Origin of the sequence: Caulobacter endophyticus (genome assembly GCF_003116815.1) — a bacterium.
Taxonomy (GTDB): domain Bacteria; phylum Pseudomonadota; class Alphaproteobacteria; order Caulobacterales; family Caulobacteraceae; genus Caulobacter; species Caulobacter endophyticus.
In genome coordinates this window covers 110,541-123,304 of the sequence record NZ_QDKQ01000069.1, presented here as the reverse complement: position 1 = coordinate 123,304, position 12,764 = coordinate 110,541, and the positions used below count along the sequence as shown (strand labels likewise).

General features: G+C 69.8%; 7 protein-coding genes and 1 pseudogene. 3 read left to right on the top strand and 5 right to left on the bottom strand.

Annotated elements, in window-relative coordinates:
* Nucleotides 1–17: 17 nt before the first annotated feature.
* From DDF67_RS21215 to DDF67_RS21205, 3 genes and pseudogenes are all read right to left on the bottom strand, one after another.
* A pseudogene (locus tag DDF67_RS21215) lies at nucleotides 18–2,588 on the bottom strand (TonB-dependent receptor); the annotation flags it as partial.
* A gap of 364 nt (nucleotides 2,589–2,952) precedes the next feature.
* Nucleotides 2,953–3,969, bottom strand: coding sequence for a TonB-dependent siderophore receptor (locus tag DDF67_RS21210; RefSeq protein WP_109102805.1), 1,017 nt, complete (start codon nucleotides 3,967–3,969; stop codon nucleotides 2,953–2,955).
* On the bottom strand, nucleotides 3,960–5,282 hold the full coding sequence (locus DDF67_RS21205; protein WP_109102804.1) for a TonB-dependent siderophore receptor: 1,323 nt from the start codon (nucleotides 5,280–5,282) through the stop codon (nucleotides 3,960–3,962). Before DDF67_RS21205 ends, DDF67_RS21210 begins: the two co-directional genes overlap by 10 nt.
* A gap of 145 nt (nucleotides 5,283–5,427) precedes the next feature.
* Between DDF67_RS21205 and DDF67_RS21200 the strand changes: the two genes are divergently transcribed.
* From DDF67_RS21200 to DDF67_RS21190, 3 genes are all read left to right on the top strand, one after another.
* On the top strand, nucleotides 5,428–5,682 hold the full coding sequence (locus DDF67_RS21200; RefSeq protein ID WP_109102803.1) for an iron transporter: 255 nt from the start codon (nucleotides 5,428–5,430) through the stop codon (nucleotides 5,680–5,682).
* 68 nt (nucleotides 5,683–5,750) lie between these two features.
* On the top strand, nucleotides 5,751–7,322 hold the full coding sequence (locus DDF67_RS21195) for a PepSY-associated TM helix domain-containing protein (protein ID WP_199229303.1): 1,572 nt from the start codon (nucleotides 5,751–5,753) through the stop codon (nucleotides 7,320–7,322).
* On the top strand, nucleotides 7,312–7,629 hold the full coding sequence (locus DDF67_RS21190) for a DUF3325 family protein (protein WP_109102801.1): 318 nt from the start codon (nucleotides 7,312–7,314) through the stop codon (nucleotides 7,627–7,629). The genes DDF67_RS21195 and DDF67_RS21190 overlap by 11 nt, the downstream gene beginning before the upstream one ends.
* 113 nt (nucleotides 7,630–7,742) lie before the next feature.
* Here DDF67_RS21190 and DDF67_RS21185 read toward each other — a convergent pair whose 3' ends face one another.
* Both DDF67_RS21185 and DDF67_RS21180 read right to left on the bottom strand, forming a co-directional pair.
* Nucleotides 7,743–9,866 (bottom strand): tetratricopeptide repeat protein, encoded by a 2,124-nt coding sequence (locus tag DDF67_RS21185; protein WP_109102800.1) that lies wholly within the window; start codon nucleotides 9,864–9,866, stop codon nucleotides 7,743–7,745.
* Nucleotides 9,863–12,637 (bottom strand): M16 family metallopeptidase, encoded by a 2,775-nt coding sequence (locus tag DDF67_RS21180; RefSeq protein ID WP_158278085.1) that lies wholly within the window; start codon nucleotides 12,635–12,637, stop codon nucleotides 9,863–9,865. Before DDF67_RS21180 ends, DDF67_RS21185 begins: the two co-directional genes overlap by 4 nt.
* Between the last annotated feature and the right edge of the window lie 127 nt (nucleotides 12,638–12,764).

The following is a 12,764-nucleotide window of genomic DNA, read 5'->3' as shown; positions in this document are numbered from 1 at the left end:
TCTCCCTTTCCCCTATCCTAGAAGCTGACCGCCGCGCCGACCCAGTAGGTGCGGCCGTAGTTGGCCCATTCCTGCAGGTAGCCGCGACCGGGGCCGGTCACTTCCTGGCGGCCGGTGTTGGAGAGGTTCTGGCCCTCGACGAACACGGTGTAGTGGTCGGCGAAGCGCCAGGACAGGCTGGCGTCGAACACATGACGGCCCTTCCAGTACTGGTCGGAATTGGGGTTGGCGTCGTTGATCGTCTCCAGCTGGCCGCCGATGTAGTTGTGCGACACCCGGGCCTCGAACGGGCCGCGCTGGTAGTAGATCGACTCGTTGGTGGTGATCTCGGGCTGCTGGAACAGGCCCGTGACGCGCGGACCGGCCGAGGTCAGGAAGGTGAACTCGGTGTCCAGCCAGGTGACGTTGCCATTGAAGCCAAAGCCGTCGAACGGCGCGGGCAGGAAGGTGAAGGCCTGCTGCACGGCGAACTCGACGCCTTTGATCTTGGCCGTCTCGGCGTTGCGCGGGGTCGAGACCAGCACGGTCTCCAAGCCGCGGCCGACATCAAGCGTCTCGGTCAAGCTCAGCGTGAAGATCTCGTTCTTGATATCCTTGCTGAACACCGCCAGCGAGACCATGCCGTCGGTCGGATAGAACTCGACCGACAGGTCCAGGCCCTTGCTCTCGCGGGCCTTCAGGCCGGGATTGCCGCGCGACAGGGTCGGTTGGCTGCCGTCGAAGTTCAGGGTCTCGGTGGCGGCCAGCGAGCCGTAGTCGGGGCGGCCGATGGTGTTGGTCCAGGCGGCGCGGACGATCCAGCTGTCGGCCGGCTTCCACTGCACGTGAACGCTGGGCAGCCAGTTGTCGTAGGAGCCGTCGTTGCTGGTGGGCGTCAAAACGCCGCCGGTGTTGCGGATGGCGCTGGACGACACCTTTGTGTGCTCGTAGCGCAGGCCGCCCAGCAGGATGACGTCGCCGAACTGGTAGCTGGCCTGGGCGTAGCCGGCATAGATGTCCTCGTCGACGCCGTAATTGCCGGTCGGCGCGGCAGCGGTGGTGGTGAAGCGGTCGCGGTTGGCCTTGAAGAAGGCCATGGCCTCGGCCGCGCCGATGCGCGGGGTCAGGCGGTAGCGGCCGGCGATCAGCTGGTCCGGGCCGGCTACGTCGACCTCTGCCAGGGTGTAGCTGAAGCCCGTGCCGGCGCGGTAGTTGACCTGGCTGCTGGTGAAGTCGCGCTGGGTCGAGCGCAGCACGCCCCCGACCTTGGCCTTCCAGGCGCCGTCGTCGTCGAAGGCCAGGTTGAAACGGGCCTGGCTGGTCTTCTCGTCGGTCTTGGTCAGGGCGTCGCGATGCTGCTGCAGCACGTAGTTGGCCGGGTTGCGCATCGCCGCCTCGTTGGTCGAGGTGAAGATCGGGAACAGCGGGTTGGAGGTATCGTAGGTGAAGCCGTAGTTGGCGCCCTGGGCGTCGACGGTGCGGAACTCCACCGAATGGTTGGGCACCTCCAGGCCCGCCTGCGAGTAGACGAGATCGCCGTCGAGCTTCCACTGCGGGGCGAAGGACCAGGCGAAGCCCGTGCGGGCCATGCCGATCTCGCGCTTGGTGATCGGCTGGTTCAGTTGGATGATGCCGCGGCCGCGGGCGAAGCTGCCGCTGGTCTGGGTCTGGCCCGCGACGTTGCCGAGCGGCTCGATGCGGTACTCGATGCGCTCCTCGTCGTCCTCCATGCGCGAGAACAGGGCCGAGGCCTCCCAGCGGAAGTCGTCGGTCGGCCGGTACTCGACCTTGCCGTTCACGCCGCTGCGCTGCTTGGTGTTGTTGTACCAGAACAGGCGAAGCTGGGTCGGCACCTGGATGCCGTTGCCGTTCGCGGCGCCCGACAGCACCGGGACGCCGGCGGCGGTGTATTCGCGCACGCTGGGATCGGCGGCCTCGACCTGAGGGATGTCGTAGTCGAGTTGCTCGTGCGAGGCGCCGATCACGACGCCCCACTGGTCTTCGGCGCCGAAGGTGCGGCCGGCGGCGAAAGCCAGGCGGTAGGAGGGCTTGTCGTTGCGCACGTCGCCGTGACGCTCGTAGCTGCCGTACGAGGCCATGCCGTTGAAAAACGGCCGGCCGGCGTCGAAGGCGCTGCGGGTGGTGACGTTGATGACCCCGCCGATGGCGTTGCCGTCGTTCTCGGGCGTCACGGTCTTGATGACTTCCAGACGGCCGGCCATCACCGAGGGCACGATGTCCATCGGCACGGTGCGGCCGCTCTCGTCGACCGAGGCCACCAGGGCGCCGTCGATGGTGGTGCGGTTGTAGGTCGAGCGCAGGCCGCGGATGACCGGGAACCGCGGCTCGCCCTGGTCTTCCATCACCGAGATGCCGGGAATGCGGCGAAGGGCGGCTGCGGTGTTGTGGTCGGGCAGCTTGCCGATGTCGTCGGCCGAGACGACGTCGGACACCACGAAGGCGTCGCGTTTGACGGCGATGGCGGCGCGCTGGGCCTCGCGCTGGCCGGTGACGATCACCTCCTCGACGGCGCTGGGCGCCTCGTCCTCGGCGGCGTGGGCGAGCAGCGGCGCCGACAGGGCGCTGGTGGCGAGCAGGCCGGCGAGCAGGCGGCTGGCGGCGAACGGCTTGGACATCTGAACCCCTCTTGGAAACGCGAGGGGGCGCTTAGGTCGGCCGCGTGACACCGGCGCTACATTTGGATGTCAGTGGGAAACACGCCAGGCGACAGCAAGATGACGACCCATGGCCCCGGTCGCCTGGAAGCCGCTTTCCGTAAGGGCTACGCCCCTTCGAGCGGAGCGTGGCGCGCCTGCATCGGCGCCAGCCCATTTTTTGACTCGCCGGGATCGAGGCGTGGCGGGCGCACAACCTACTCGCACCTCGCGGGACATAACGCCCCGAGGCTGCATAGAAGGAATCGCCGTTTCCGGCGGATACGGAGGGCCGACACACGCCGGCCCTCCAGCCCGGTCACCAGCTGTAGCGCAGGGTGGCCGTGACGGTTCGCGCCGAGCCGAAGTAGCAGCTGTTGTTGAACGGACAGGCCGAGATGTGGCGCTTGTCGAACAGGTTGGCCGCGTTCAGCGCCGCGTCCCAGCCCTTAAGATCGGCCGAGACCGCGCCGAGGTCATAGCCGACCAGGGCGTCGACGAGGATGAAGCCGTCGGTGTGGAAGCGCTGGAAGGTGGTGACGTTGTTGATCACAGCATAGGTCGTCGTACCGTCCGAACCGCCGACATAGCGCAGGCCGCCGCCCAGGCGCAGGCCCGCCGCTGCTCCCGTGGCCCGGCCGGCCCGGCCCAGGTCGTAGGAGACGAAGGTCGAGGCCCCCCATTCCGGCACGCCCAGCTGGCGGGCGCCCGTCGTGGTCGGCGTGCCGCTGTTGGTGGCGGTAGCCGCGATGGCCGGCGCGCCCTGGGTGACGATCGCGTCGGTGTAGCTGAGCGCTGCGACCACGTTCAGGCCGCGCGAGACCTCGCCGCGCCCTTCAAGCTCGACGCCACGCACGCGAACCTCGCCGATCTGGATCTGCGAGTTGGCCGGAATGCCGTTCGTGCCGCCCTGCGGATCGGCGACCGGCGCCTTGCGGCGCTCCAGCTCGTAGGCGGCCAGGGTGAACAGCGCAGACGTGCCCTTTGGCTGGTACTTCAGCCCGGCTTCGAGCTGGCGGCCGGTGACAGGCACGAAGGCCTCGCCCTGCCAGGTCGTGCCGGCCTGGGGCTCGAAGGACTCCGAATAGCTGACATAGGGCGCCAGGCCCGCGCCCAGCTCGTAGAGGCCGCCCAGCCGCATGGTGAAGGCGTTCTGCTCCAGCGTGCTGGAGGTGTTGTTCTTCTTGTTGTCGGTGACCTGCTCGTACCAGTCGTAGCGGCCGCTGGCGATCAGATGCAGCCGGCCGATCGTCATCTGGTCCTGGGCGTACAGGCCCTTCTGCACACGGCGGCTGTAGGTGTTCACATAGGCCGACGAGAGCACCGTCAGATCCATGCTGGGCAGGGTTCCGCCGTAGGTGGGCGCGAACAGCGACAGGTCGGGATGCTGGTCAGCGGATTGCTGGACTGGCCGGTGTTGAACTGCTGGAAATTCTCGCCGGTGATCTTTTGGTAGTCGAAGCCGGCCAGGACCTGGTGCTTGACCGCGCCGGTCTCGAAGCGAGCGCTGACCTGGTTGTCGAGGGTTAGTGTGTCGAAGTCCTCGTCGGCCCCGCCGCCGCCGCGAATGATCGTCGAATAGTCGCTGTTGCGGGCCGCGCCCACCCCCGTCGTGGCGAAGCCGCCCACATAGAGCTGGCGGTAGGATAGCTTGTTGTTCTGGAAGCGGGCGTTCGAGCGGAAGGTCAGGTGCTCGTTGAAGTCGTGGCGGAAGAAGGCCGCCACGGAGCCTGCCTTGTGGTCGTAGCGCTCATAGCCCGGATCGCCGGTGTTGATCTCGCGCGGCAGCTTGCCGAACGGGTTGGGCAGAACCGAGCCATAGGCCGGCACGCCCGAATAGCCGCCGCCGCTGGGTGAGCGCTGGTAGGCGCCCACCAGGGTCAGGCTGGTGTCGGCCGTCGGCTCGAAGGTCACCATCGGGCTTATGTGATAGCGCTCGCTGAAGGTCCCGTCGGTCATGCCGTCGCCCTTCTGCCAGCCGGCCAGGACGCGGCCCAGCCACTTGCCCTGGCTGTCGAGCGGGGCGTTGACGTCCACCGCCGCGCGCCGGGTGTCGAAGTTGCCCAGCTGGCCTTCGATGCGCCCGAAGCTCCCCTCCTCCGGCAGCTTGCTGGCAAGATTCACGAGGCCGCCCGGCGTGGAGTTGCCGTACAGCACCGAGGCGGGCCCCTTGACAATGTCGATGTGGTCGATGCGGTTGAAGTCGATCTGCGGCGTCGAATAGGGGCCGGCGATCAGGCGCATGCCGTCCAGGAAAACGCCCGGCGCGAAGCCGCGCACGACCAGCTGGTCGTAGCGCGTGACCATGCCGCCGCGCTGGTTGGGCGAGACGCCCGCGACGAAGCCCAGCGCCTGGTTGATCGACTGCACATTGCGGCGCGAAAGCTCGTCGCCGTCGATGACGGTGATGCTCTGCGGCGTCTCGATCAGGGCAGTCTCGGTCTTGGTGCCGGCGGCGGCGCGGCGCGCCTTCAGGCCGGTGACCTCGACCCGCTCGACGGTGTTGGAATCGCTATCGGCCTCCTCGGCCCAGGCGGTGGTCGCCCCGACCCCCTGTAGCGCGGCCGCCGCGGCGACGGTCACGGCCAGCCCTCGCAAGACCCGGGCGTTGGCGCTCGCGCCACGCGCGGTTTTGGAACGGATGACCATGAAGACCCTCGTCAAGATTGTCGATAATATTGATAATGAGTTGCAACTATCGAAACGAGTTGTTAGGCGCAAGCCAACTTTCGGAGGGTGAGTGAACAACGATCGATCAGCGAAACAGGCGGCCGCATGGCCCGGCGTGGCGCGGATGACCGCCCGCGCCGTCACCGCCCTGTTCGGCGGCTATGCGGCCGCCGCGGCGCTGGCCTCGCTGCTGGCCCGCCTGCTGCCGATCGCCCCGGCCGAGGCCTCGGCCTGGGGCATGATCCTGTCGTTCCTGGTGTTCGCGGGCCTTGCCTTGTGGGCGTTCCATGAACGGCGGCTGGCGCTCGTGGCCGCCGCGATCTGGGGCTCGGCGCTGGTCGCCGGCGCAGCGGTGGTGCTGATGGGAGCCCGAGCATGAACGTGCGCCCGACCTTCCCTGCCTCTGCCCCTGCCCCTGCCCCGCCCGCGCGGGCGCTGCGCCAGTCGATGGCTTGGATCCATGCATGGCTGGGCCTGCTGGCCGGCTGGATCCTGTTCGCCATGTTCCTGACCGGCACGGCCAGCTATTTCCGCCCCGAGATCACCCAGTGGATGCAGCCCGAGCTGCGCGCGTCCGCGGTCCCGGCCGAGCAGGCGGCGCAGGCCGCCATTGGCCACCTGCAGGCGACGACGCCGGACGACCAGCAGTGGTTCATCTACCTGCCCGACGACCGCACCGGCGTGACGCGGGTGTTCGCGCGGGCCAAGCCCAATCCGGAAAAGCCGCCGGCCCGCCGCCCCGAACTGAAGCTGGATCCCGCCACCGGCCAGCCGCTGGAGGCTCGCGACACCCGCGGCGGCGAGCACTTCTACCGCTTCCACTTCCAGCTCCAGATCCCACACCCGTGGGGCCGCTGGCTGGCGGGGGTCTGCGCGATGTTCATGCTGGCGGCGATCGTCTCGGGCGTGATCACCCACAAGCGCATCTTCGTGGACTTCTTCACCCTGCGCTGGAGCAAGGGCCAGCGCAGCTGGCTGGACGCCCACAACGCCTCGGCGGTGCTGGCCCTGCCCTTTCACGCGATGATCACCTACACCGGCCTGATCACGCTGGTGGCGATGTATATGCCCTGGCCGATCAAGGCCAATTTCGACAAGCCCGACACCTTCACGACCGCCGCCTACGGCGCCCCGGCCGAAGCCAAGGCGTCGGGACGCCCGGCGCCGCTGCTGCCGGTCACGCCGATGATCGAGGCCGCCGCCCGCCAGTGGAACGGCGACCGCCCCCGCACGATCGTCATCCGCAACCCCAACGACGCCGCAGCCACCGTGACCCTGCTGCGCGCCACGGCCGGCCGGCTGAACGCGCGACCGGACTCGATCACCTTCTCCGGCGCGACGGGGCAGCAGCTGTCGCGATCGCCCTCCCCCGGTCCGGCCATCGCGGCGGCCGGTGTGATGCTGGCCCTGCACCTTGGGCATTTCGCCGGCCCGGCCCTGCGCTGGGTCTATTTCTTCATGGGACTGACCGGCGCGGCCATGGTCGGCACCGGGCTCGTTCTCTGGGTGGTCAAGCGCCGCAAGCCCAACGCCAAGCCGTTCTTCGGGCTCAGACTCGTCGAGCGGCTGAACATCGGCGTCATCGCCTGCCTGCCGACCGGCATGGCCGCCTATCTGCTGGCCAACCGCCTGATCCCGGCCGACCTGCCCGGCCGCGCCGAGCTGGAGGTCAAGGCGATGTTCTGGACGTGGTTCGGCCTGGCGGTCGTATCGCTGGTGCGCCCCGCCCGCCGCGCCTGGATCGAGACGCTGGGCCTGGCGGCCGTCGCCTTCGCCGCCCTGCCGGCCGTCAACGCGCTGACAACCGATCGCGGCCTCATCGCCAGCCTGCGCGCCGGCGACGGTCTGTTCGCGGCCTTTGACCTGGCCATGCTGGCCATCGCCGCCCTGTGCGGGCTCGCGGCGCTGAAGGCGTCCGCCAAGCCCAAGCCCCCCGAGCGGCGAGCCGCGCACGCGGGTCAGCCGGCAGCGCCCGTCTCGAAGCCGGCCAAGGCCAGGGAGAACGCCGATGCCCTATGAGAGCGGCCTGATCAGTTTCGCGGCCTTCGCCTGCCTGGCCCTGGCCATGAAGAAGCATCGCCCTGGACTGGAGCCGCTGGTCCTGCCGCCCCAGCGGGTGCTGCGCGTGCTGGGCTGGGCGCTTCTGGCGCTGTCGGCCGCCGTGGCCGTCTTGCGGCTGGGACCGGCGCTGGGCGTCACCGCCTGGGTGGGACAGATGTGCGTGGCCGCACCTTTGCTGGTGCTTCTGCTGTCGTGGCGGCCCAAGGCGGCGACCGCGCTGGCCGGAGCGGGCCTGATCTGCGTTCCGTTCCTGGCGTTCCTCTGAAATCGATCAGAACATGGCCCAGATCCTGATGGTCGCCGGCGCCCGCTAGCGCCGGCCCCGATCGTCCGGCGGCTGGGATCACGCCGCCCGGACAGGCCCCATGGAAAGTCGCGTCAGCCGCCGCCGGCGAGGCGGGCGGCTTCCTTGCGATCGGCGGCGGCGCCGGCCTCGTCGCCCAGGCTGGCCTTGGCCTTGGCCCGCCATTCCCAGGCGGCCCCATAGTTCGGATTGGCGGCGATCGCCGCGTTCAGTTCCTCCAACGCCCGCATGTGGTCCGAGAGCAGCCAGTAGACCGATCCCTTCCGGGCCAGGCTGAGCGCGTCGCCCGGCGACAGCTTCAGCGAAGTGTTGAGGTCGCGGATGGCGCGGTCGAAGCGCATCTGGTCGCTGAACACCTCCGAACGGTTGTAGTAGGTGGGCTCGTAGTCGGGCTCGGCGGCTTGCGCCGCGTCGTAGTCGGCCAGGGCCGCCTCGGCGTCGTCGTTGAGGGCGTGCAGCAGGCCGCGGTTGTTGAGGACGAAGGCCGATTTCGGCGCCAGGGCCACGGCCGCGTCCAGATCGGCCATCGCCGCCGCCAGCCTGCCGTGCCGGCTCAACAGGTTCGCCCGCGCCACCAGCAGATCCGCGTCCTCGGGCGCCAGCTTCAGCGCCTGTCCATAGTCGGCGATAGCCTGGCGGTCCTGGCCCAGGCCCGTCAGATAGGCCGCCCTCGCGCTCCAGCTGGCGACGCGCCTGGGATCAAGCTTGATCGCCCTGTCGTAGGCCCGGCCGGCCGCCTTCTGGTCCCCCTGGCGCGACAGGACATGCCCGATCGTCACCTGCAGATCGGCGCGCTTGGGCGCCAGCCGCGCGGCCGCCTCATAGGCGCTTAGGGCCGCCGACCAGTCCTGGGCCGCCTCGTGCACGATGCCCGTGTTGACGTAGGCGGCCACGTTGGCCGGATCGATCTTCAGCGCGTCGGCATAGGCCTTGAGTTCCTCCTGGGTGCGACCCAGTTCGCCCAGCTGGATGCCCAGGCCGTTCAGGGCGTCCGGATCCTTGGGGTCCAGCTCAGCGGCCTTGCGAAAGTCGGCGACCGCCGCCTCGTGGCGCCCCTGCTGGCCATGCAGCTGCCCTCGATTGTAGAAGGCCGCGGCGACATCCGGCTTCAGCGCGAGCACGGCGTCGTACTCGGCGATCGCCTTGACCGTCTCTTCCTTGGCCGCCAGCACCAGGGCCCGCTGGAAGTGCGCCTCGCTGTCCTTCGGCTCGAGCGCCACCAGCCTGTCGAGCACCGCAAGGCTCTCGTCGTAGCGTTCTGCGCGACGGGCCAGCGCGCCCAGCGCCAGCAGGATGATGTTGTCTTCCGGGTCGACTTCCAGGCCTTCGCGATAGGCCGCCAGGGCCTGGTCGACCTGACCCGCCTGGTCGAGCGCCACGCCCAGCGCGTAGTAGCCCCGCGTCTCCTTGGGATCCACGCGGACAGCCTGGCGGGCGTCGCGCAGGGCGCCGGCCGTATCGCCCTCCCCGGCCAGCAGGATCGAACTGAAGCTCAGCGGATAGGCGTCCGTCGGGTTCTCCCGGGTCAGTGCTTCGTACAGCGCCTTGGCCTCGGCCTTGCGCCCCTGCCCCTCATAGATCGCCCCGAGACTCAGTCGGGCGGCGTAGGTGTCCTGGCCAAGGCCCATAGCGGTCAGCAGGTCGCGCTCGGCGGCGGCGGGATCGCTGCTTTCGAGCAATCGCGCCCGCTGGACATAGGCGCGCACGAAGCGGGGATCGGCCGCGATGGCGGCGTCGTAGTCGGCGCGCGCGCCGGCCGCATCGTTCTTGCTCCACTGCCGCAGCCGCCCGCGGTAGAGCAGCGCGACCGGATCGGCGGGACGCTGCTTCAGCACCGCATCGTACTCGGCCAGGGCTTCATCGACCTTGCGCAGGTCATACAGCGCCGCCCCGCGGGCCAGCCGCGCCTCGAGGTCGCCCGGCGCAAGCTTCAACGCCTGCTCGGCGTCGGCCAGCGCCTCGGGACGATTGTTCAAGCGCCAGTTGGCCTGGCTGCGGGTCGTCAGCAGACGCGCGGCGACCGCCGGCTCGACGCCGCTCGCCTCTATCGCGGCCGTGCAGTCGGCGATGATCTGCTTCCTGTCGGACAGGCGCTGCGAGGAGTCCGAGGACAGGCAGGCCTGCTGCGGATCGGCCGCCAGCGCCCCGCCCGAGGCGAAGAGGGCCAGCACCAGCGCCGGGGGAAGGACGCGGATCATCGGGCGGCTCCGGTAGAGGCCTGGGCGGTCTTGGCCGCGGGATAGGCGAAGCCCTTGATGGGCGGACGGGCCAGCCAGGTCCTGGCGGCGGCCTTGAGGTCGTCCACCGTCACGGCGTTGACCAGGGGCTCGAACTGCAGGGCCTCGGCCAGAATGGCGGGATCGCGCGCCGAGCCGGCCATCGCCTCGGCCCACCAGCCGGCGGTCTCGCGGCGCGCCTGGGCCGACGCCAGCACGGGCTGGCGGGCGTCGTCGAGCATCTGCTCGGTGATCTCGCCGTTCCGGAAGCGGGCCGCCAGGCGTTCGGCCTCCTCGGCGAGCAGGGCGATGTCGCGCGGCTCGGCCTCGATGCTGACCAACAGGGAGCCCTGGTCGCCGTGGTCGGGCGTGAAGCTGGATACGACCGGCGCATAGGTCTTGCCCAGCTCCTCGCGGATCCGGCGGCGAAGAGCGGTGTCGAACGCCGCGGCCAGGAGCTTGATCGCGTATTCCTCGCTGCGCCGTTCCGGCGTGGCCACATACAGCGGCCAGATCAGGGTGGCGGCGGCCTTGTCGGCCGGTCCCTGGTGCTCGACCCGGACGGGCTCGATCGCCTCCGCGGGATAGCGGACGAAGTGAACGTCCGGTCGACCGCGCGGCGTGGCTGCTCGCGGCGGCAGCGCGCCGAAGGTCGAGGCCACGGCCTGCATGGCCTGGGCCTCGTCGATATCGCCGGCGATAGTCACCTCCAGCGGCGCCGTCGTCAGCGCCGGCCGCAGGACGCGGTCGAAATCCGCGGCCCTGTAAGCCGCCATAGTCGCCTGCGGCGGCATGCTGTTGGCGCCGGTGGGGTCCAGGCGCAGGCTCATGGCCTGGGACAGGGCCGAGGGCGGCTGGCTGAGCAGGGTGCGATAGACCATGTCGACGGCGGTCGGCATGCGGGCGTCGAGCGTGCCGCGGAAACCCGGATCGCTGACATAGGCCGTCAGGATCTGCAGGTGCGTGGTCAGATCGTCGCTGAACACCGAACTGCGCATGAAGAAGCTCTGCGCCCCGAAATCGAACTGGAAGTTCCAGAGGCCGCTGACCGGGAACAGCGCCTGGATCTCCTCGAAGCTGTTCTTGCGAAGGCCGCCTGTGACCAGCATGGGCGCGGCGAACTGGGCGATCGCATGGTCCTGGTCGGCGATCTCGCGGCGTCCGGCCCCGAAGTTGACCCGAGCCTCCACCTTGTTGGGCTGAGCTTTGGTCTGCTTGAAGTTCAGGATCAGGCCGTTGGCGAAGCGCAGTCGGACGAAGCCGGGATCGTCGATCGTCTTGCGCTCCACGACCTTGCCGGCCCGGCCGAAGTCGCGATAGCCCCAGACGGCGCTGGCGGCGCGCGCGTCGGCGGCGCTGCTGGCGAGCGTCGTGGCCGCATTGTTCCACGCGGCCAGCAGAGCCTCGCCCGTCGGCGGCTCGACGCCCGTCATCGACAGCAGCGGACCAGAGCCGGCCCAGTCCTCGGCGAAGGCGGCGCGAACTTCCTCGACCGAGAGGTCCTCGACGGCGTGGTCGAAGACGTAGAACGAGGCCGCCGGCGAGCGGACCACCTGGCCGGCCAGCGCCTTGGCCATCAGCCCGCCCGCCAGGTCGGGCGAGGTGCGAGAGGCCGCGCCGAGATAGGCGCCGCGAACGAGCGAGCGCTGCTTCTCGATGGCGCTCTCGACCTCGATCTCGGTGGGGCCCTCCTGCGCAAACCGGTTCAGCTCGGCGCGAGCCTCGGCCAGGGCCTCGCGCCAGGCCGCGTTGACGGGCATGGCCACCAGGCACGTCGTTCCCAGCTCGCGACTCTTTGGGCTCATGGCGAGCGCGCCGAGCAGGTGGGTGTCGGCGGCGGCTGCGCGCCTGGCCAGCCGGTCGTTGAGGATCGCCTGCCAGACCAGGGACAGAGTCTCGCGGCGCTGGAAGGCGACGGTGTCGGCCTGGGGCGGAACGCCGGGGCGCATGGCGCAGGCGCTGATGGCGGTGGGCAGGCTTTCGCCGGCGACCACGAAACCCTCCGGCGAGCGCTTGGCGCGCGGCGGCGACATCTTTGACCGCACCGGCTTGGAGCCCCGCCCCGTCCAGTCGGCGAAGGCCGTCTTGACCATGGCCTCCAGCGCGTCCAGCGGCCGGTCGCCGACCACGGTGAGCACCGCGTGCTCGGGCCGGTACCAAGCGTCGTAGAAGCGCTTGAGGCTGGCCGGCGTCGCCGCGTTCAGCGTCTCGCGCACGCCGATCGGCAGTCGCTCCACCGAGCGCACCTCGGGCGCCTGGAAGCGGGAGATGGCGTTGCGCGCGTCGACCTGGGGTCCGCCGCGCGTCTCCATCTCGGCCAGGACCACGCCCCGCTCGCGGGCCACGCCCTCGTCGGTGAAGACCACCCCGTCGGCCACGTCGCGCAGCCAGGCCAGGCCCGTCTCCAGCTGCCGATCGTCGGGATGCGGCATGTCGAGCATGTATGAGGTCGAGAAGAGGTCTGTGACGGCGTTCTGGTCGCGGCCGAACACCACGCCCCACGGCGCGAACACGCGGTCGGGCGCGCCATCCGGATAACGGCGCGTGGCGCGGAAGGCCATGTGCTCGATGAAGTGGGCCACGCCCCGCTCGGCGTCGGCCTCCTCGAAGCTGCCGACCTCCACGCCCAGGCGGATGGACACCGCGCCCTTGGGAACCGCGTTGCTCATCAGCTGGTAGCGCAGGCCGTTGGGCAGCACGCCCTGCCTGACGGCGGGATCGGGCGCCAGGGTCGGGTCGACCGTCTTGGCCAAGGCCCCTGCCCCGCTGACAGCCGCGCGAGCCGTCGGGCTCTTGTCAGCTTCGCCGCCCTGCGCTGGAAGACCGAACACAGCCCCCATCAACAACGCCGCCCCCGCGACGCTTCGGTATCTCGACACG

Bases quoted from the DNA above. Each gene is read 5' to 3' on its own strand.
- DDF67_RS21200 (WP_109102803.1), top strand. From the start codon at position 5,428: ATGACCGCCCGCGCCGTCACCGCCCTGTTCGGCGGCTATGCGGCCGCC.
- DDF67_RS21210 (WP_109102805.1), bottom strand. From the start codon at position 3,969: ATGGATCTGACGGTGCTCTCGTCGGCCTATGTGAACACCTACAGCCGC.
- DDF67_RS21205 (WP_109102804.1), bottom strand. From the start codon at position 5,282: ATGGTCATCCGTTCCAAAACCGCGCGTGGCGCGAGCGCCAACGCCCGG.
- DDF67_RS21190 (WP_109102801.1), top strand. From the start codon at position 7,312: ATGCCCTATGAGAGCGGCCTGATCAGTTTCGCGGCCTTCGCCTGCCTG.
- DDF67_RS21185 (WP_109102800.1), bottom strand. From the start codon at position 9,866: ATGATCCGCGTCCTTCCCCCGGCGCTGGTGCTGGCCCTCTTCGCCTCG.
- DDF67_RS21195 (WP_199229303.1), top strand. From the start codon at position 5,751: ATGGCTTGGATCCATGCATGGCTGGGCCTGCTGGCCGGCTGGATCCTG.